This is a genomic window from Microbispora sp. NPDC088329 (assembly GCF_040685655.1).
Lineage (GTDB): Bacteria > Actinomycetota > Actinomycetes > Streptosporangiales > Streptosporangiaceae > Microbispora.
Genome location: NZ_JBFBIP010000014.1, coordinates 48,536 through 68,839, shown reverse-complemented (window position 1 = coordinate 68,839; position 20,304 = coordinate 48,536). Strand labels below are relative to the sequence as shown.

Genomic DNA, 20,304 nt, shown 5'->3' with positions numbered 1-20,304 from the left:
CGCCGAGGCCGCACGGCGTCCGTCCGGTCGACCGCGCCGGATGCCCCGATATGTTGGCATTTCTACGCTCGATCTTGGGGGGTCTTCATGAGATCTTCGGGTCGAAGCCGGGGCACAGGCCGATCAAGGTGACCGGCGCTCCGGCGATCCACCTGCCCAGACCTGAACGGCAGCAGCCGATCGGCGAGTGGTTCATCGCGCAGGCGACCTACAAGGACGCCAAGGGTCATGCCCGCCCGCACCTGCTCGCGTTCCTCGGCACCGCCGGGCAGCCCTTCAAGCTGGCCGTCGCGACTCCGATCCACTGGGGCGAGCGGATGCCGAAGCCGCGCCTGGACGCCGACGGCTACATCGCCGACATGGACACCGACGTGGCGCGCGCGGTGGCTCAGGAGTACCTGAACTTCTGGAACAACGAGAAGAAGGAGGGCGCCTCCGGCTACCGCCTGGCCAAGGACAGCTACAGCCGTAAGGCGTTCCCCGCCGTGTACAAGGGGGCCTACGTCGAGTTCGCCGGGCACGGTTCGATCTTCGGCTTCCGTACGGCGGACGGCGGTTCGTTCTTCCTGTTCGGCCTGGTGAACAACCCCAAGCACGTCAACCAGGTGCTGAGCGAGGCGCTACTGGTGCCCGACGGCGGCAGAACCATCCGGGAGCTCGGCGGCAACTGGTTCTCCTGACCGCCGCAGCGGCGCGGCGACCGGTTCTCCCAGGGGCCCCGGTTCTCCCAAGGGCAGGGTTCAGCTGGCGAACACGAGCATGACGAGCAGGAACACGACGGTGCCGACGGCCAGCAGGAGCGTCGCCGTGCTGAACAGCGTGCTGAGCAGCGCCCACACCGCGACGGCCCCCACGCCGCCCGCGAGGTCCACCACGAGCCGCCGCCTGGACCTCCCCAGCAGCCCGAACCCCGCGTCCACCAGCAGGGCGATGCCGTAGAGCACGAGCAGGAGAAGCGACACCTCGGGCAGGTTGGCGCGGGCCGCGGCGGCGAACAGGCCGACGACCACCGCGGAGCCGATCACCCACCGGCGGTGCAGCTTCTCCCGGCGCGCGGCGCGCGGGTCGTCCACCTCTCCTCCCCGCCGGGTTCCGCGCGAGGGCCGCCGATCACCGGGCCGCCGGTCACCGGGCCGCCACTCGCGCGTCGGCGCCTCCGACAGCGCGGGCCGGGCCGGCTCGATCCCGTCGAGCACCGGCGCGGCCTCCTTCAGCAGCCCGCCCAGCTCGGCCGTCGCCGGGCGGTCCGCCGGGTCGGCGCTCAGACACCGCTCCACGAGCGGGACGAGCCAGGACGGCACGCCCGACAGGTCGGGCTCACGGTGGACGACGCGGTAGGCGATGGCGGCGGCCGGCCCGGTCCCGTACGGCTGCCGCCCCGACGCGGCGAAGGCCAGCGTCGCCCCCCACGCGAACACGTCGGCCTCCGGTCCGGCGTCGCGGCCTTCCAGGACCTCGGGGGCGAGGTAGCCGGGGGTTCCCACGACCGCGCCCGACGCGGTGACCGAGGCCGACTCCAGTGCGCAGGCGATGCCGAAATCGATCACGTACGGCTCGCGCTCGCAGACGATCACGTTGGCCGGTTTGAGGTCGCGGTGGACGACACCGGCTTCGTGGATGGACTCCAGCGCCTCCGCCAGGCCGAGGGCGAGCCGCAGCAGGCCGGCCCCGGCGACCGGCCCGTCCTTGGCCACGACCGTGCTGAGCGGCCTGCCCTGGACGTACCGCGTCACGATGTAGGGCCGCTCCCCCGACAGTGAGACGTCCAGCACTTCGGCGACGTGCGCCCCGCGGACCCGGCGCATCGTCTCCACCTCGCGGGCGAGGCGGGTGATCGCGAACCCGTCGGCGGCCACGTGGGGATGCAGGATCTTCACCGCGACCGTGCGCCCGTCGGGGTCGAGCGCGAGATGGACCTCGCCGAACCCCCCGGAGCCGAGAGCGGAGACCAGGCGGTAGGGACCAAGCTGTTCCGGCGTGCCCAATTCGTGCCTCCCACGTCGCTCGGTGTTCCCGCTTCGCTCGGTGTTTCCCGCTTCGCTCGGTGTTCCCGTTCACCGTCGGGGCGTTCACACCCGCCGGGTCGTGCCGGAGGCGCGCCGTGAGCGCTTCCCTCGTCGCTCGGAGCCGCTCGTTCCCTGGTTCAGTCTGGCGGGACCCGGGCGGGTCAGGTCCAGAAGGTCAGAAAGCGCAGGCCGATCCTGTCCATGAGGTCCCCGATCACGCCGCCGATCAGGTTGACGACCGTGTCCTGACCCCTTTGCTTGAGATCCGCGACGATGTGGTCCACCGCCACCGACGGCGGCCGCCAGGGGACCCACGAGGCGTCCGCGGACAGCGCCGTCATGATCGCGAACAGCGCGACCGTACCGACCGCGATCGTCACGATCATTCCCGCTCCGGGGCTCCGGATCACCGCGCTCAGCGTCCGGGACACGGCCTTGCGGGGTGCCTTGCCTCCGGGCAGCAGGAACAGCCCGGCCACGAAGGCGCCCGCGGCGTACGCGGCGGCGGGATCGGGCCGCAACCCGCCGATGTAGTGGAACCCGCCCCACGCGCACATCGCGAACATCAGGGCCAGCGGCACCTGAACCACCGTCGCGAGCCCCGCCCTGATCAGCGCCCACGGCGTGCCGAGCACCGCGAAGAGCGGGTCGGCCCCGCTGCTGCCCCGCGCGGCCCGGCGGTCGGCGAGATCCCCGATCAGGTACTGCCCGACCCGCAGGCACAGCGCCGCCACGGCGGCGAACAGGCTCACCACGACCGGCAGCAGGCAGGCCAGCGCCACGAGCGTGGCCAGCAGCAGAGCCGCGAGCACCGGATGCGGGGCCCGGTAGGGGGCCCGCTTCTGCTCCGGTTCGTACCGCGGTGCGGGGGCCGGCGGCGGCGCGACCTGGGGCTCCGGGTAGCCCGCCACTCGCTGGTCCGGGTACGGCGGCGGCGGGTACGGCGCGGGCTGGTACGACGGCGGGGGCGGGCCCGCCTGCCCGTACGGCGGGGCCTGTGGATGCGCGGGAGGCGGCGCGGACACCGGACGGCGCTGCCTCGGCGCCCGGGGCTCCCTGCGGGGCCGCTCCGGCTCCACGTAGTTCACCGGTGGCAACAGGTCGGAGTAGCTGTCGTCGTTCGCCGGCAGTCTGCCGGTCCGGCTCCCGTTGCCCCCGTTCACCGGGCCGCCCGTGTCCCTCCGCGCCGGCTCGTCCAGCACGCGCGTGCCGTCCAGAAGCCGCGTGCCGCCGTCGCGCGGTCCCTCCTGGGCGGTCTCCTGAAGCACGGTGACCGAGGGGTCGAGCGAACGGCTGAGCCGGAGCAGCGACGCGGCGGTGGGACGCGACGTGGCCTCGGGCGCCAGGGCGAGACGGAGCCACCCCCGCAGCCAGGCCGGCGCGAGGTCCACCTGTGCCTTGCCTTCGAGGATGTTGTAACAGACCGACTCGAACGTACCCGAGCCGAACGGCGCCTTCCCGGTGGCCGCGAAGAACACCGTGGCCGCCAGCGCGTGCACGTCGGCGGCCTGGGTGATCTCGGTGTCCCGGATGATCTCCGGGGCGAGGTAGCCGGGAGTGCCGACGAACATCCCCGTCTGGGTCAGCCGGGTGGCGTTGACCAGGTGGGCGATGCCGAAGTCGATCACGAGCGGCTCGCCGTCCACGAGCATCACGTTGGCCGGCTTGAGGTCGCGGTGGATGACGTCGGCCGCGTGGATGGCGACCAGTGCCTCGCACAGGCCCACCGCGAGCCGGATCACCGCGTCGTCGCCGAGCGGGCCGTCCTCCAGCACCGTCTGCTCTAAGGTCCGCCCGGGGGCGTACCGCGTCACGATGTAGGGCGCGGCGCCGGTCAGGTCGGCGTCGAGGACCTCGGCGACGCGCTTGCTGCGGACCCGCCGCATGGTCTCGACCTCGCGGGTGAGCCGGTCGCGTGCCTTGAGATCGGTGGCGACGTGGGGGTGCAGGACCTTGACCGCGACCTCGCGCCCCTCCGCGTCCAGGCCGAGGTGGACCACCCCCATGCCGCCCTCGCCGAGCTGCCGCAGCAGCCGGTAGGGCCCGATCCTCTCCGGAGCCTCGGTAGCCGACATGTCGTCCCCCGTCACCCGTTCCCCGCCTGGTTACGCAGGTCTTTCAGCCGTTCCAGTACTGAGAAAACGTCTATCGGGCCCCAGAAGTGCCCTGCTGTCTGTTTACCCAGAAGGCTGGAGAGCGCGATCGCCGCCGTCAGCACCGCGAGGGCGCCGATCCCCCAGGCGAGCCCCTTCGCCGCTCCCTCGCCGGGCGCCAGCGAGGCCAGCGTCCGCCGCATCTGCCTGCCCGGGCCCACCACCCCGGGCCCGGCGCAGATCGTCCACAAAGCCGTCGCGATCCCCCAGCTCAGCGCCGCGAGCCGGAGCGTGTCCGTGCCGCCGAACAGGACGGTGAGCAGCAGCGTCACCGGCAGCCCCAGGACCAGCGCGTACGGCACGAGCGCGATCGTGACGCCGATCGACTTGACGAGCTCCGCCGGACGGCCCAGCACGCGCAGCACGTCGGCCGCCGCGGCGCCCGCCGGACGGCGGGAGTTGAGGTGCGGCTGGGCCAGGTCGGCGGCCCGCAGCAGCACCGCGGCCGGAACGGCCACCAGGCACACCAGCAGCGGCGCCATGACGGCGAGAGACGTCGTCACGACGAGCAGCAGCGCGCTCGCCACGCCGTACGCCCTGGAGCGCTGCAGCAGTCCCCCGGGCGGGAACGGCATGGGCGGCACGGTCGGCGGCGGCACCCGCACCGTCGGCATGAACGGCGCGGGGTTCGGCTGGTGGACGTGCGGAGTCCGCTCGTAGATCTCGGGCGCGTGCCCGAAGAGCGCCTGGTCGCGCGCCGCCACATCTGCGTGCTGCGACGACCCGTGCTGAGAGGACCCGTGCTGAGGGGACCCGGCGCCGCGCGGTGCCGGGGAGTCGCCGGTGACGGCCTGGCGCATCTCCTCGGAGGTCACCCGCCGGGTGGGGATGTCGCCCTCCGGACGCAGCATCGGCGTGGGCCACCCGTCCGCCCGGGCATGCGGCGGCACGGACGGCCCGCCGGTCGCGGGAGCCGGGCCCGGCGCGGCGGCGGCACCGGACGAGCCGGGGAACGAACCTGGGCGCGGTGCCGGACCGGACGAACCCGGGAGCGGTGCCGGTCCGGACGAGCCGGTCGGCGGCGTGCGGGGCGGCGGCATGCGGGTCGGGATGTCGCCCTCCGCCGGGCTCACCGGGGTGTCCTGCGGGGCGACCTGCCCGAGACCCGCCCTGCGCAGGTCCTCTCCCGTCACCCGTACGGTCGGGAAGGGGTCGCCGCCCTGGCCCGCCGGGGGCGTCTCACGCAGCAGCGAGACGAACTCCTCGGCCCGGCCGCCCTGCGGGGACGGCGTGACCGGCGGCGTCGCCACGGGCGCGACCGGCGGAGTGATCGGCGGCATCGGCGGCCCGCCCGGCCGGCCGACGCCGGGCGCCTGCTGACCGCCGGTGTCGTCGACGTTGGGCACGGTGGTGATCTCGTCGGGCACGCGGGGCCTGCCACCCGGAGACCGGGGCATGAGCCCCGCGAGCTGCCGTACGAGCTCGGCCGCGGTCGGCCGCCTCGCCGGGTCGCGGTTGAACGCGGCGCGCAGCATCGGCTGGATCAGCGTGGGGGCGGCCTCGACGTTGGCCCGGCCGGAGGTGATGTTGAAGAACACCATCTCCAGCGTGCCCTTGCCGAACGGCGGCTGGCCGGTGGCGGCGAACAGCACGGTGCCGGCCCAGGCGTGCACGTCCACCTGCGGCCCGGCCTCGTGGCCCTCGATGATCTCCGGAGCGAGGTAGCCGGGCGTGCCGATGAGCATGCCGGTCTGCGTGAGCCGGGTGGCGTCGACAGCCTGGGCGATGCCGAAGTCGATCAGCACGGGCTGACCGTCCAGCATCAGCACGTTGCCCGGCTTCAGATCGCGGTGGATGACCCCGGCGGCGTGCACGGTGGCGAGGGCCTCGGCCACCCCGTAGGCGACCTTCAGCACACCGTCGAGCGGCAGCGGGCCCTCGTTCTTGACGATCGCGTCGAGCGGCCGGCCCGGCACGTAGCGGGTGACGATGTAGGGCCTGCGCCCGGTGACGTCGGCGTCGACGACCTCCGCGATGTGCGGCCCGCGCACCCGCCGCATGGTCTCGACCTCGCGCGACAGACGCCTGCGCGCGACGTCGTCGCCCGCGACCTCCGAGCGCAGGACCTTGACGGCCACCTGCCTGCCCTGTGGGTCGAGAGCGAGATGAACCACGCCCATGCCGCCCTCACCGAGCCGCCTCAGCAGCCGGTACGGGCCCAGTCGGTCGTCCTGATTCATTGCCTAAGCACCATACCGACTAAAAGAACGCCCATGAGTGAACCATCGCGCCACATCTCCGCTCAGCACAACGGAGAAAAGACGCCAACGGTTTCCGGGCACGGGGTCAAACCGTGAGCGCGAGGATCTCCCCCTGAGTCGCCGCGGCCAGCGCCTCACCGGAAAGTGCCAGCTTGGAGCGGCGGACGCCGCTGCCGATCACCACGGAAGGCCGGCGTATCACGTTTTCGTCAACGAGCACCGGCCAGCCCTCGGGCAACCCGATGGGAGTGATGCCGCCATACTCCATTCCGGTCAGATCGACGGCCTCCGCCTGCGGCGCGAAGGACGCCTTCCGCGCGTCCAGGTGGCGGCGCACGATCCCGTTGATGTCGGCGCGCGCGGTGGCGAGCACCATGACGGCGGCGTACCGCGTCTCCCCGCCCCGCTTGGCCGCGACGACGACGCAGTTGGCCGAGTCCTCCATCGCCACGCCGTACCTCTCGCAGAAGGCGGCGGTGTCGGACAGCTCGGGATCGATCTCGGCGACCTCCACCGTGAGGTCGAGGGAGGCGACGGCCTTGGCGACGGGATCGGCGAGCAGGTCCGGCCGGTCGGACGCGGGAACCCATTCGAGCGGCATTCAGCCCTCCTTGTCGGCGCGCTCCGTGCGATTGGGTGACCACCTTACGCGCCGGCTCCGGCGCCCCCGCCCAGGCGCGGGCAGTGATGGGGAGAGGCCGGGCGTCAGCCGTACTTGCCGCTGCCGCAGGCCACCTGGCCGCCGATCATCGAGAAGAGCCCGAACAACGCCATGATCTCGTGGTAGTCGTCCGTGGTGAACTCGGTGTGCCGGGGACCGGCGAGCCGTACGCCGGGCACGATCGAACAGGCCGCGGCGATGGCGGTGGAGTTCCACTCCACGCCCAGCGTGTACGGCGGCTCGACCACGTAGGGCCGGAAATCGGACAGCCTGCCGAGCGCGCGGGCCGCGCCCTCGCGGATGCGGCGCCACGCGACGGCCGGGGGCAGCAGCTCGGCGGAGAACTTGTCGATGCCCTTCTTCACGGCGACCGTCTCGACGTCGCCGAGCAGCTCCCCGGCCTCCTCGCACACCGCCTCGTCGCCGGTGACGAGCGCGACCGGCACGCCCAGCGAGCCCGCGAAGCCCGCCACCAGCCGGGTCTCGCCGCAGATCTCGCCGTTCAGGTAGACGTTCTGGATCTCCTTGCCCATCCACGTGTGGTTGAGCACCCCGTGCTGCACGCCCGCGCGGGCGTGGTAGCCGGCGAAGCAGGCGGCGTCCATGTCGGCCGACAGTCCCTGCCCCATGCGGTGCGGCTTGCCCGGGCCCCTGATCAGGGTGGCCCGCTCGTCCAGCAGGTCGATCCTGAGGTTCTTGGTGGACCCGTGAGCGTCGTTCACCAGCACGGACCCGGCGCCCGCGTCGAAGGCGCCCTGGACGACCGCGTTGGCGTCCCCGGTCATCAACTCGCAGCCGCGCTCGTAGCCCCGGCCCCCGAGGTGCATCTCCTCGGGGTCGGTCAGCCCGGTGACCCCCTCCATGTCCACCGACAGGTAGATCTTCATGTCGCCGCCCATGCCTCCACCTGGCGCTGCTCGTCCGCGGTCATGAGTCCGATGGTGTCCCGCATGTACGCGCCGACCTGCTCGCGCCACGGCTCCGGCGTCTCGTCGATGGAGGGCGGGTAACAGCGCTCCATCCAGCGGGTCGACTCCACGGTCGCTCCAAGGTACTCCGCCGCCTTGGCGAACGGCGTCGTCTCGATCCCCGGCACCCGCGCGCAGCCGTACTCGATCGTCTCCTGGCCAGAGTACGGCGGCGGCTGCTGCCAGGCGCGGGCGGGGACCGATCCGGCGGTGAGCGTCGTGCTGAGCGGGCGCCCCTCGATGGCGGCGAGAATCAGCTCCTTGCGCAGGCATTTGCCGCATCTCCGGCAGGGCCCCGACACGTCGCCGCGCAGGCACCAGCGGACCAGATGACCGAGATCGGAGCCCAGCGCCATGCGCATGGTCACCGGCTCGCTCACCCCTCCGACCGGAAGCACCAGCGGGAGCCCCGCCGCCGCGTACAGCCGGGCCCACTTCCCGTGCGCCGCCCACATCGGGTTGTCGGGCGTGTAGCGGTTGACGTACCGGTCGCTGCCGAGCCAGCGCGACCCGATCTCGTAGCCCAGCGCGACACCGCCGAGGTCCAGATCGTCGGCGAGCAGGAGCGCGCCCGCCGTCACCGCGTGGTGCTCGGGAAACCCGGGCCGGGGCCGGCTCAGCACGAACTCCAGGTCCGACTGGACGACGTGGAGATCCCTGCCGGTCTTGTGGGCGAGCTGTGCCAGCACTTCGGAGCGGTAGTGCGTCCAGCGGTTGGGCACGCGGGGATGGCTGATCCGCTGGAAGTGCACGAACGGCGCGTCGGGGAACATCGCGGCCACGGCCATCGAGTCCGCGCCCCCGCTGTAGGAGATGGCCAGACGTGTGCCGTTCCTGGCGTCCGCCCCGACCGGCCCCGCGTCCACGCCCCACCCCGTACGCAGCGCCTCGGCGAGCCCGGCGGAGATCGGCCGGTCGAACGTCACGCGCCGTCCGGTCCACGGCGCGACCACGGTCCACGCGGCGACCGCGAGCAGGTCGGGATGCGCGGACGCGCCGGCGTCCCCGGTCCGCACGTGGCAGGAGTTGGTCCGCAGCTCGATGGGGTGGCCGTCGGTGCAGGCCCCCGTGGTCTCGTCCTCCGCGTCGAGCAGGAAGACCAGCCGCCACACGCCCGCGTCACGCGTCCACTGCACCCGCATGACCGGCTACCCCGCCCTTCCGGGAGCGCCCACCCGCGCCGACAGCTCGTCGATCGCCTGCCAGATGCGCATCTCGCTCTGCAGCAGCGTGTCCACCGCCTCGGCCGTCTCGGTCGCCAGCCGGTGGGCCTCGGCGGCCTTGGGGTCCGGCGTCGCCTTGGGCTGTGGGGCCGCCTTCACAGGCGTCACGGCGGTCCGGCGCAGCCGGTCGACCTCGTCGCGCAGCGCCACGACCTCTCTGCGGAGCATCTGGACCTCCCACAGGGCGTCCTTGAGGTCCTGCCGGTGATCGGGCTTGGTGACGTACCGAGAGTCGAGCCGGGACAGCAGCGCCCGGCGCAGCCGTGACAGGCCCAGCACTCGCAACCGCATCATGAGCCGCCACATTAGCGGCATTTTGGAGCGTTTCTTGACGCAAAATGCAGAGTTGCTCCACGTTGGCTGGGAACTACTTCCGGCCGTCTGCCCGGACAGAGGCATCGGACCGGGGGCGCCGGACCGGGGGAACCGCACTGGGGGAACCGCACTGGGGGAACCGCACTGGGGGAACCGGACCGGGACGCCGGACGCGAGCGCGCCGCGCAATACAGTCTGCGGTTGTGCTTTACGGCAGATCGGTGGAAACGGCCGCGATCGACGACCTGGTCGATCGGGCGCGGAAGGGCTCCGGGGGCGCGCTGGTGCTGCGCGGCGACGCCGGTGCCGGCAAGACGGCGCTGCTCGACCAGGCGGCCACCCGGGGTGGCCCGATGAGAGTGCTCCGGACCACGGGGGTCGAGGCGGAGGCCGATCTGGCGTTCGCCGCCCTCCACCAGTTGCTGCTGCCGGTGGCCGGGCTGCTCGACGCGCTGCCCGGACCGCAGGCCGAGGCCGTACGCGGCGCGCTCGGGCTGGCCCCCGCCGGCTTCGGCGATCGGTTCCTGCTGGCGGCCGGGGTGCTGTCGCTGCTGGCCGAGGCCGCCGCGCCCGACGGGCTGATCTGCGTGGTCGACGATTTTCAGTGGGTGGACCGGCCGTCGGCCGACGCCCTGCTGTTCGCCGCCAGGAGGCTCGGCACCGAACCGATCGCGATGCCACTGGCCGTGCGGGGCGACACTCCGGTGAAGGGCCTGCCCGCGTTGGAGATCGCCGGGCTGGCCGAACCGGCGGCCGCCGAGCTGCTCGACGCCGGTTTCACACTCGCGGCGCGGGTCAGGCGCGACCTCGTGGCGCTGACCGGGGGCAATCCGCTGGCGTTGCGCGAGACGGCCCGGCTGCTCACCCCCGCCCAGCGGGCCGGGCGGGAACCGCTGCCCGATCCCCTCCCCGGAGGGAGCCGGCTCTTCGGTGACCGGGTGGCCGCGCTGACCGCGGAGGCGCGGCTGACGGCCCTGCTGGCGGCGGTCGAGAGCGATGTCGACCTGGTGCTTCGGGCCGCCGGGCGGCTGGGCGCGGGCGAAGCGGCGCTGCCCGAGCTCGAGTCCGCCGGGCTCGCGAACGTGTCCGGGACGCACGTGCGGTTCCACCATCCGCTGATCCGGTCGGCGGTGTACGAGGCGGCCTCCCCCGCCGCACGCCGCGAGGCGCACGCGGCGCTGGCCGAGGTGTCCGGTGAGGACCGGCGGGCCCGGCATCTGGCCGGGGCCGCGCTCGGCCAGGACGAATCGGTCGCCGCCGCGCTCGCGCGGGCCGCGGAGCGGGACCGGGACCGGGGCGGGTACGGCGCCGCCGCCACCGCCCTCACCAGAGCCGCCGAGCTCACCCCCGAACCGCTCGCGCGCGCCGGGCGGCTCAAGGACGCCGCCGTGTCCGCGTGGCTCGGGGGGCGTCCCGGCCAGGCGGAGTCGCTGCTGGCCGAGGCTCGCGAGTTCGCCGGGGCGGACAGGGCGCTGCTCATGGAGATCGCCCAGCTGCGCGGACGGTTCGAGCTGAACTCCGGCGACGCCGCCGAGGCCGTGCGGATCCTCGCGGCGGGCGACACCCTCGACATGCTGGCCGACGCCTCGGAGGCGGCGTCGTACGTCGGCGACACGGCGGCCGTCATCGAGATCGGGCGGCGGGCGGCGGCCTTCCCCGAGGGGTTCCTGCGCGACGTGGTCGCCGGCATCGGCGCGGCGCTCGCCGACGGCAGCGGGCACGACCTGCTCAGGCGGGCCCTCGGCCGTACGGGCGAGCTGCGCGAGGCGGCCGAGTTCCTGTGGGCGACGGCGGCGGCCAGCCAGCTCGGCGAGGTGGACCTGTCCGCCGAGCTGGCCGAGCGGGCCGGGCGGGTGGCCAGGGTCTCCGGGATGACGGGCCAGCTGCCCGTGGTGCTGGAGTTCGTCGCCACCGCCGAACGGCTGGCCGGGCGCCTCGCGGAGAGCAGGGCCGTCTCCGAGGAGGGGCTGGAGCTGGCCCGCGAGGCCGGATACGCCAACACCGTGGCCGCGCATCTGGCGAACCTCGCGGCCGTGGCGGCCCTGCGCGGCGAGGAGGAGCCCTGCGCCCGGCTCGCCAGGGAGGCGCTGGCCATCGCCGTCCCGCACCGGGTGGGCCTGCGCGCCGGGCTCGCGGCGTACGCCATGGCCATGCTCGACCTGTGCCTGGGCCGGTTCGCCGCGGCGCACGACCGGTTCGCCGCGATCGTCTCGGCGGGGCCGGGGGCCGGTCATCCGGCCGTGGTCTGGCGGAGCACGCCGGACCGGATCGAGGCCGCCGTGGGCGCCGGCGACCCGGACGCCGCCCGGGCGGCGCTTGAGGCGTACGAACGCTGGTCGGCCCACGCGGGGACGCCCGAGTCGCGGGCGCTGCTCGCCCGGTGCCGCGGCCTTGTCCTGCCGGACGACCGGGCGGTCGAGGCGCTCGGCGAGGCCTCACGGCTGCACACCAACCCGTTCGAGGCGGCCAGGACGGGACTTCTGCTCGGCGAGCGGCTGCGCCGCACGCACCGGCCGGGAGAGGCCAGGGCGCACCTGCGCGCGGCGTACGAGACGTTCCAGCGGGCGGGAGCCGCTCCGTGGGCGCGCCGCGCGTACGGCGAGCTGCGCGCGGCGGGCGAGACCATACGGGCCGAGCAGGACACGCCCGCGGCTCCCGAGGCGATCCCCGACGTACGCGGGACGGCGCTGGACGCCCTCACCCCGCAGGAGCTGCGCATCGCCACCCTGGTCGCGGGCGGCGCGACCAGCAAGGAGATCGCCGCCCGGCTGTTCCTCAGCCCGCGCACGGTCGAATACCACCTGTACAAGATCTATCCGAAGCTCGGCATCACCTCACGTACGGAGCTGACGCGGCTAGTAGTTCTACGGAAGGCGCCGCCGACCGCGGACGACATGCTTTAGCCATGCAAAACATCTGGAGCGAAGAGTTCGGGGCCGCGGCCGACGCGCCGATCGTGCTGGTGATGGGTTCGATGTCGCAGGGCATCGCGTGGCCGGACGCGTTCGTGGGCCGGCTCGCCGCCGGCGGCCGGCGCGTGATCCGCTACGACCACCGCGACACCGGGATGTCCGACGTCATCGACTTCGAGAAGGATCCGTACACATGGGACGACATCAAGAACGACGTGCTGCGGGTGATGGACGCGCACGGGCTGGACAGCGCGCATCTGGTCGGTCACTCGGCGGGCGGGCTGCTCGGGCAGCTGATCGCGGTGGAGCGGCCGGAGCGCGTGCGGACGCTCACCGTCATCGCCTCATCGCCGCTCGGCGGCGGTGAGGGCGCGGTGCTCATGCGGGCGCTGATGGGCGAGCCGCAGCCCGAGGGCAGCCTGCCCGAGCCCACGCCGGAGTTCGTCGCGTTCTACCGCGAGCTGATCGTCGCGCCGCCGCCGCGCGACCGGCGGGAGCGGATCGAGCGCATGATCGCGGAGGACCGCGTGCTGCACGGCACCGGCCTGCCGTTCGACGAGGACGCCTCGCGCAGGATGCAGGAACGCCTCTACGACCGGGCGCGGAACCTCGACGCGGCGGCCAACCACCGTCTCGCGGCGGCGGCGAAGCCGGACTTCGAGCCGGTGGGCGTCCTGCACCGGGTCACGGCGCCCACCCTGGTCGTCGAGGGCACGCACGAACCCGCCAAGCCGGGCCACGGCGCCCGCATCGCCGAGCAGATCCCCGGCGCCCGGCTGATGACGGTCGAGGGCATGGGCCACACCCTGCCGCCGGAAGTGCACGATGAGCTGGCCGACGCCATCCTCACGCACACCGCGACCGGGTGACCCCGTCACCGGCCGGTGGTCTCGGCCGCCCGCGAACTCAGCCGCCGGTGAATTCATCTGCCGGTGAATTTGGGCCGGCGCTTCTCGGCGAAGGCCGTCATGCCCTCCCGGGCGTCCTGGGTGGCGAACAGGCCCGAGAACTGGAGCCGCTCGATCTCCAGGCCGGTGTCGAGGTCGGTCTCGAGTCCGTGGTCGATCGCGAACTTGGCCGCCCGGACCGCGACGGCCGGCCCCTCGGCGAACGTCGCCGCGAGTTCGAGCGCCGCCGTGTAGACCTCGCCGTCGGGCACCACCCGGTCGACCAGGCCGATGGCGAGCGCCTCGGCGGCGTCCACGTGCCGCCCGGTGAAGATCAGGTCCTTGGCCCGGGCGGGCCCGACGAGCCGGGGCAGGCGCTGGGTCCCGCCCGCGCCGGGGATGATCCCGAGGGTGATCTCCGGCTGGCCGAGCTTCGCGCTCTGCCCGGCCACCCGGAAGTCGGCGCAGAGCGCGAGTTCGCAGCCGCCGCCCAGGGCGTACCCGGTGATCGCCGCGATCACCGGCTTGCCGATCCGCGCGACGGCGGTGAAGCAGTCCTGCAGGGTGCGCGAGTGCACGGCCATGTCGGCGTAGGACATGACCGCCATCTCCTTGATGTCGGCCCCGGCCGCGAAGACGCGTTCGCCGCCGTAGACGATGACGGCGTGCGTGTTCCGATCGGCGTCCACGAGCCGCGCGGCCTCCGCGATCTCCTCCTGGACCTGCCGGTTCAGCGCGTTCATCTTCGGCCGGTCGAGCCTGATCGTGGCGATGCGCTCGGAGATCTCCACCCTGACGAATTCACCCATGGCCCCACCATAAAGGGGTGATCAGCGCCCGAGCGGGAGGGGCCGCCGGGGAGCGGCCGGCGCGGCGGCCGTCACCTCGCGGTAGACCCGCTCGTATCCCTCGGCCATCACGGGCACGTCGAAGTGCCGGACCACCCGGGCCCGTACGGCCTTCGGGTCCAGCGCGGGGACCGCCTCGATCGCGGCGGGAAGCTCGGCGGGCGTGTCACGCACGTAGCCGGTCACCCCGTCCACCACGATCTCGGGCACCGCGCCCCGCCGCAGCGCCACCACCGGCGTGCCGCAGGCCATCGCCTCGATCATGACCATGCCGAAGGGCTCGTCCCACAACAAAGGGAGCACCAGGCACCGGGCCCGGGAGAACAGCTCGCTCTTGAGCGGGCCCTCCGCCTCCCCCAGATATTCGACATCGGGCCCGAGCAGCGGCTCCACCCGCTCGCGGAAGTAGGCCCGCTCCGCTTGCCCGGCCTGCCTGCCGACCAGCAGAAGGCGGCGCCCCGCCGCCCGCGCCGCCTCGATCGCGAGGTGGGCGCCCTTGTCCTGGCTGAGCCGCCCCAGCCACAGCACCCAGTCGTCCTTGCGCTCCCTGAACGGCCACGCCGCGACGTCCACCGCGTTGTGCACCCGCCCCACCCAGTGCAGATCGGGCGCGTGAGCGCGCTGGGCCGAGGAGACGGCCACGAGGGACACGTCCGAGCCGAGGCCCCGGTAGTAGTCGCCGAGCTCCCCGCTCACGTCGTTGTGGCAGGTGACGACCGTCGGCACGAGCCGCCCGGCGGCGGTGAGCGGCCCGGCCAGCGAGTGGTCGTGGACGACGTCCACGTCCAGGCCCCGCAGGAGGCGGGCCGCCTCGGCCGCGTGCACGACCTCCGGGTACGGCTCGCCTATCCGCGCCGACGGCGGCTCGTCGTAGGTCCGCAGATCCACACGGCGGCCGGCCCCGATGACGGTGACCCGGTGCCCGCGGTCCCGCAGGCCGCGAACCAGACCGGCGACCACCGCCTCGATGCCGCCGTAGGTCCGGGGTGGCACGTCATACCACGGCGGCGCGACCATCCCGACGTGCAGGGCCTGTGCCATGGTGCTGGTCTACCCCTCTCACCTGCCACGGAAGCAGCCGGTGAGAGGGGTCTGACACGACCTAGCGCAGGGTGCCGTTGGTCATGCCGACCGGCTCCTCCGGGACGGTGATGAGGCCGAGCTCCGCCACGGACGCCATCAGCGGGTGGGACGGGACCACACGCACGCTGTAGCCGAAGGCCCCCGTGCGGTCCAGCGGCAGGACGCCGGTGTAGTACGCCCGGCCGTCGTCGCCCACCGAGTCGATCTTCAGCGTGACGTAGCCGGGTGACAGCAGCTCGTCGTGTGCGCCCACCCGGCCGTAAGCGGCCTGGACCCGGACGTCCTCGGGCGACAGCTCGCCGAGGGCGATCGTGGCCCGAAGCTCCAGCCGGGCCCCAAGCTCGGGGGTGTCCCCCACGCCGGTCGCCTCGACGTGCTCGACCCGTACGCCCGGCCACGCCTTGGCCACGCGCAGCTTCCAGGCCGCGAACACCCGGGCGTCGCCGTAGCCGCCGGCCGCGAGCGCGCGGGCGGAGGCCGCCGCCGGGGTGTACAGCTCGGTGACGTAGTCGTGCAGCATGCGCCCGGCCAGTACCTTCGGCCCGAGTGAGCTCAGCGTGTGCTTGACCATCTCCAGCCAGCGCCGGGGCAGACCGTCGGCGGCCCGGTCGTAGAAACGGTCGGCGACCTCGCGCTCGATGAGGTCGTACAGCGCCGTCGCCTCCAGGTCGTCGCGGCGCTCGGGGTCGTCCACGCCGTCGGCGCTGGGGATCGCCCAGCCGTTGTTGCCGTCGTACCACTCGTCCCACCATCCGTCGCGGATGGACAGGTTGAGACCGCCGTTGAGCGCCGCCTTCATGCCGGACGTGCCGCACGCCTCCAGCGGGCGCAGCGGGTTGTTCATCCACACATCGGAGCCCGTCACCATGAGCTGCCCGAGCGCCATGTCGTAGTCGGGCAGGAAGACGATGCGGTGCCGCACGTCCTCGGAGTCGGCGAAGCGGACGATCTGCTGGATGAGCTTCTTGCCGCCCTCGTCGGCCGGGTGCGCCTTGCCGGCGATGACGATCTGCACCGGCTTGTCCGGGTCGAGCAGCAGCCTGCGGAGCCGGTCGGGCTGGGAGAGCATGAGGGTCAGGCGCTTGTAGGAGGGCACCCGCCGGGCGAAGCCGATCGTCAGCACGTCCGGGTCGAGCGCCTCCTCCACCCAGCCCAGCTCGGCCTCGCTGGCGCCGCGCTGCCGCCACGACTTGCGCAGCCGCCGGCGCGCCTCCTCGACCAGGCGGGCGCGCAGCTTGGCGCGGATGCCCCAGATGTCGGCGTCGGAGAGCTTCTGCACGCTCTCCCAGCCCTGCGCCTTGTCGATCAGCGACGGCAGCTCCTCGCCGGCGAGCTCCATCATCTCCCGGCCGACCCACGTCGGGGCGTGGACGCCGTTGGTGATCGAGCCGATCGGCACCTCGTCCACGTCGAAGCCCGGCCACAGGCCCTGGAACATCTCCCGGCTGACGTGGCCGTGCAGCTCGGACACGCCGTTGACCCGCTGGGCCAGCCGCATGCCCATGACGGCCATGTTGAAGACCGACTTGTCGGCGTCGGGACCGTCCGGCTCGGCGCCGAGCTCCAGAATGCGGTCCACCGACACCGTCGGCCAGGCGTTCGACCCGCCGAACTGCCGGGCGATCATCTCGGCCGGGAACCGGTCGATGCCGGCGGGGACCGGCGTGTGGGTGGTGAACACGGTCCCGGCGCGTACGGCCTCCAGGGCCTCCTCGAACGACAGCCGGGCCTCGGTGAGCTCGCGGATGCGCTCCAGGCCGAGGAAACCGGCGTGGCCCTCGTTGGTGTGGAACACCTCGGGCTCGGGGTGGCCGGTGATCCGGCAGTAGGCCCGGATGGCGCGTACGCCGCCGATGCCGAGCAGCAGCTCCTGCATCAGGCGGTGGTCGCCGCCCCCGCCGTACAGGCGGTCGGTCACGTCGCGCGCGACCGTGTCGTTCTCGGCGACGTCGGAGTCGAGCAGGAGCAGCGGAACCCGGCCGACCTGGGCCACCCAGATCTGGGCGTGCAGGACGCGCCCCTCCGGCAGACCGATCTTGATGCGGGCCGGTGCGCCGTCCTCCTCCTTGAGCAGGGTGAGCGGCAGGCCGCCCGGGTCGAGGGAGGGGTAGTGCTCCAGCTGCCAGCCCTCCGCGGACAGCGACTGGGTGAAGTAGCCGTGCCGGTAGAGCAGGCCGACGCCGAGGATCGGCACACCGAGGTCGCTGGCGGCCTTCAGGTGGTCGCCGGCGAGGATGCCGAGGCCGCCGGAATACTGCGGCAGGGCGGCGGAGATGCCGTATTCGGGGGAGAAGTAGCCGATCGCCCTGGGTGCGTCCTCGAGCGACTGATACCAGCGGGGGGCGGTCATGTACTCGCGCAGGTCGTCGGCGGCGTCGGCCAGGCGGCGCAGGAAGCGCCGGTCCTGGGCGAGCTCGCGCAGCCTGTCGGCCTCGACCGCGCCGAGCAGCGCGACGGGGTCGTGATCGACACGCTCCCAGACCTCGGGATCCACCTCGGCGAACAGGTCCATGGTCTCCGGGTGCCAGGACCATCGGAGGTTGTGGACCAACTCGCCCAGAGGTGCGAGCTGTGAGGGAAGAACGGTTCGGACAGTGAACCTGCGGATAGCTCTCACGGGGCCAGACCCTAGTTACTCAGCGCCACGATGCGCGACCGAATCAAACTTGTCGTACTGCGATGCCAGTTGTCGAACGCTCTCACCACCATCAAACCGGTTCAAACCTCACCAAAGTACCCTTGACCTGGTGATGTCCGCGCCGGGCGACGACGGCCGGCACGAGATGATCGATCTCCCGGGAAGGCCGTCCCAAACACGGCGGGCGGTCTTTCCATCGACAGGGGTAAGAGTGGACTATTGGGGCAACCCCCTGTATGGACGAGAGAAGGACCGCGGCCAGCGGTTTCCGTCGTCTCGTGCTGCCCGCCTGACCACAGATGTTCCTGCCCCGCAAGCCCCGGCGGCACCCGGTGTGCCGCCCCCGAATACGAAGTGACGATGATCGGACGCATTCCCATCCAGGACATCCAGCCCGTCGTCGACTGCGGCCAGTGGCCCGCCAAGGCCGCCGCGGGAGAGACCTTCGAGATCAGCGCGACCGTGTTCCGCGAGGGACACGACGCGGTCGCCGCCGGCGTCGTGCTGATCGACCCGAGCGGCAAGCCGGGCAGGATGATGCCCATGCGCGAGGTGGCGCCGGGCACCGACCGGTGGAGCGTGGAGGTGACGCTGCCCGCCGAGGGCCTGTGGCAGTTCCGGGTCGAGGCGTGGAGCGACCCGATCGCCACGTGGATGCACGACGCGGGGATCAAGATTCCCCGCAACCTGGACGCCGACCTCATGTGCGAGGAGGGCGCCCGGCTGTTCGAGCGGGCGGCGAAGGGCGTGCGGGCGGCGGACTGCGTGGTGACGGAGGCGGGCGGCGCCTGTGGGCACCGGGCCGCGCTGCTGGCCCTCGCGGCCCGCCTGCGGGACGAGGCGGTGGATCCCCGGGCGCGCTTCGCGGTGACCCAGCTGCCCGAGACCGCCGCGCTGATCGCCGCGCACCCGCTGCGCGACCTGCTCACCCGCTCCGGCCGCAACCGCGTCAGGGTGGACCGGCGGCGGGCGCTGTTCGGCTCGTGGTACGAGTTCTTCCCCCGGTCCGAGGGGGCCGTGGTGGGAGAGGAGGGCGTCGCGCCCAAGTCGGGGACGTTCAGGACGGCGGCCAAGCGACTCCCGGCGATCGCCCAGATGGGCTTCGACGTGGTCTACCTGCCCCCGATCCACCCGATCGGGGCCCAGTTCCGCAAGGGCCGCAACAACACCCTGACCCCCGACCAGTACGACCCCGGGTCGCCCTGGGCCATCGGCGGGCAGGAGGGCGGGCACGACGCCATCCACCCCGATCTGGGCACGATCGAGGACTTCGACGTGTTCGTCGCCAAGGCGCGCGAGCTGGGCATGGAGATCGCCCTCGACCTCGCGCTCCAGTGCTCGCCGGACCACCCCTGGGTCAAGGAGCACCCGGAGTGGTTCAACATCCGGGCCGACGGCTCGATCGCGTACGCCGAGAACCCTCCGAAGAAGTACCAGGACATCTACCCCCTGAACTTCGACAAGGATCCCGAGGGGATCTACGCGGAGGTCAAGCGGGTGGTCCGCCACTGGATGGACCACGGCGTGCGGATCTTCCGGGTGGACAACCCGCACACCAAGCCGGTCCGGTTCTGGGAGCGGCTGCTGTCCGACATCAACTCGACCGACCCGGACGTGCTGTTCCTCGCCGAGGCGTTCACCCGCCCGGCCATGCTGCAGACCCTCGCCAAGATCGGCTTCCACCAGTCGTACACGTACTTCACCTGGCGCAACTCCAAGCCGGAAGTCGAGGAGTACCTGCGGGAGCTGTCCCACGAGACCTCGCACTACCTGCGGCCGAACCTCTTCGTCAACACGCCCGACATCCTGCACGAGTACCTCCAGCACGGGGGCGTGCCGGCGTTCGAGATCCGGGCCGTTCTGGCCGCCTTGATGGCGCCTACATGGGGTGTGTACTCCGGGTACGAGCTGGCCGAGAACGTCCCGGTCCGTCCGGGCAGCGAGGAGTACCTCGACAGCGAGAAGTACCAGTACAGGCCGCGTGACTGGGCGGAGGCGGAGCGTGAGGGCCGCAGCCTTGCCCCGCTCATTACCCAGCTCAATTTGTTGAGAAGAGCACACCCGGCGCTCCAGGAATTGCGTAACCTACGGTTTCACAACGTCGACCAGCCGGACGTGATCTGCTTCTCCAAGCGGCTGCCCGGCGCCTATGACACGGCCACACGACGGCACGGACTAGGCGATGTGGTGCTGGCCGTCGTCAATCTGGATCCACACAACACACACGAGGCGACGGTCCGGCTCGACATGCCGGCCCTCGGTCTCGACTGGCATGCCGAGTTCGTCGTGGACGACCAACTGTCGGGCGAGTCGTACCGCTGGGGGCAGGCGAACTACGTGCGCCTCGATCCGCACGTCCATCCCGCACACATTCTCACGCTCCGCCACGGGTCAGCGCACCGCCCGTGA

The 20,304-nt window shown here is 72.6% G+C and carries 14 protein-coding genes; 4 read left to right on the top strand and 10 right to left on the bottom strand.

The window, feature by feature from the left end; genetic code table 11:
- Positions 1–74 precede the first annotated feature (74 nt).
- Positions 75–680, top strand: coding sequence for a hypothetical protein (locus tag AB0O28_RS24600; protein ID WP_363643908.1), 606 nt, complete (start codon positions 75–77; stop codon positions 678–680).
- 60 nt (positions 681–740) lie between these two features.
- On the opposite strand, the gene AB0O28_RS24595 is transcribed toward AB0O28_RS24600, so the two are convergent.
- The 7 genes from AB0O28_RS24595 to AB0O28_RS24565 form a co-directional block, all read right to left on the bottom strand.
- Positions 741–1,985 (bottom strand): serine/threonine-protein kinase, encoded by a 1,245-nt coding sequence (locus AB0O28_RS24595; protein ID WP_363643906.1) that lies wholly within the window; start codon positions 1,983–1,985, stop codon positions 741–743.
- 182 nt (positions 1,986–2,167) lie between these two features.
- Positions 2,168–4,081 (bottom strand): serine/threonine-protein kinase, encoded by a 1,914-nt coding sequence (locus tag AB0O28_RS24590; RefSeq protein ID WP_363643904.1) that lies wholly within the window; start codon positions 4,079–4,081, stop codon positions 2,168–2,170.
- An 11-nt stretch (positions 4,082–4,092) separates the two neighbouring features.
- Positions 4,093–6,339, bottom strand: a complete 2,247-nt coding sequence (locus tag AB0O28_RS24585; RefSeq protein ID WP_363643902.1) for a serine/threonine-protein kinase — start codon at positions 6,337–6,339, stop codon at positions 4,093–4,095.
- A 106-nt stretch (positions 6,340–6,445) separates the two neighbouring features.
- Positions 6,446–6,961, bottom strand: coding sequence for a YbaK/EbsC family protein (locus tag AB0O28_RS24580; protein WP_363643900.1), 516 nt, complete (start codon positions 6,959–6,961; stop codon positions 6,446–6,448).
- A gap of 104 nt (positions 6,962–7,065) precedes the next feature.
- A complete protein-coding gene (locus tag AB0O28_RS24575; protein ID WP_363643898.1) occupies positions 7,066–7,920 on the bottom strand; it encodes a M55 family metallopeptidase in 855 nt (284 codons plus the stop codon).
- Positions 7,905–9,131, bottom strand: a complete 1,227-nt coding sequence (locus tag AB0O28_RS24570) for a DUF6395 domain-containing protein (protein WP_363643896.1) — start codon at positions 9,129–9,131, stop codon at positions 7,905–7,907. Before AB0O28_RS24570 ends, AB0O28_RS24575 begins: the two co-directional genes overlap by 16 nt.
- A 6-nt stretch (positions 9,132–9,137) precedes the next feature.
- Positions 9,138–9,506, bottom strand: coding sequence for a hypothetical protein (locus AB0O28_RS24565; protein ID WP_363643894.1), 369 nt, complete (start codon positions 9,504–9,506; stop codon positions 9,138–9,140).
- Between the two features lie 224 nt (positions 9,507–9,730).
- Here AB0O28_RS24565 and AB0O28_RS24560 point away from each other — a divergent pair, with 224 nt between their 5' ends.
- Positions 9,731–12,430 carry an AAA family ATPase gene (locus tag AB0O28_RS24560; protein WP_363643892.1) on the top strand — a complete coding sequence of 900 codons (2,700 nt, stop codon included), beginning with the start codon at positions 9,731–9,733 and terminating at the stop codon, positions 12,428–12,430.
- A 2-nt stretch (positions 12,431–12,432) separates the two neighbouring features.
- Positions 12,433–13,308: an alpha/beta fold hydrolase gene (locus AB0O28_RS24555; protein ID WP_363643890.1), complete on the top strand. Its 876-nt coding sequence runs from the start codon at positions 12,433–12,435 to the stop codon at positions 13,306–13,308.
- A gap of 53 nt (positions 13,309–13,361) precedes the next feature.
- Here AB0O28_RS24555 and AB0O28_RS24550 read toward each other — a convergent pair whose 3' ends face one another.
- The 3 genes from AB0O28_RS24550 to glgP all read right to left on the bottom strand — a co-directional run bounded on the left by AB0O28_RS24550 (position 13,362) and on the right by glgP (position 17,874).
- Complete coding sequence (locus AB0O28_RS24550) at positions 13,362–14,135, bottom strand: enoyl-CoA hydratase-related protein (RefSeq protein WP_363643888.1); 774 nt, start codon at positions 14,133–14,135, stop codon at positions 13,362–13,364.
- A 21-nt stretch (positions 14,136–14,156) separates the two neighbouring features.
- On the bottom strand, positions 14,157–15,215 hold the full coding sequence (locus AB0O28_RS24545; protein WP_363643886.1) for a glycosyltransferase family 4 protein: 1,059 nt from the start codon (positions 15,213–15,215) through the stop codon (positions 14,157–14,159).
- Positions 15,216–15,276: 61 nt separating this feature from the next.
- Positions 15,277–17,874 carry an alpha-glucan family phosphorylase gene (gene glgP, locus AB0O28_RS24540; protein WP_363643884.1) on the bottom strand — a complete coding sequence of 866 codons (2,598 nt, stop codon included), beginning with the start codon at positions 17,872–17,874 and terminating at the stop codon, positions 15,277–15,279.
- A 381-nt stretch (positions 17,875–18,255) separates the two neighbouring features.
- On the opposite strand from glgP, the gene AB0O28_RS24535 reads away from it, so the two are divergent.
- Positions 18,256–20,304, top strand: coding sequence for an alpha-1,4-glucan--maltose-1-phosphate maltosyltransferase (locus AB0O28_RS24535; protein ID WP_363643882.1), 2,049 nt, complete (start codon positions 18,256–18,258; stop codon positions 20,302–20,304).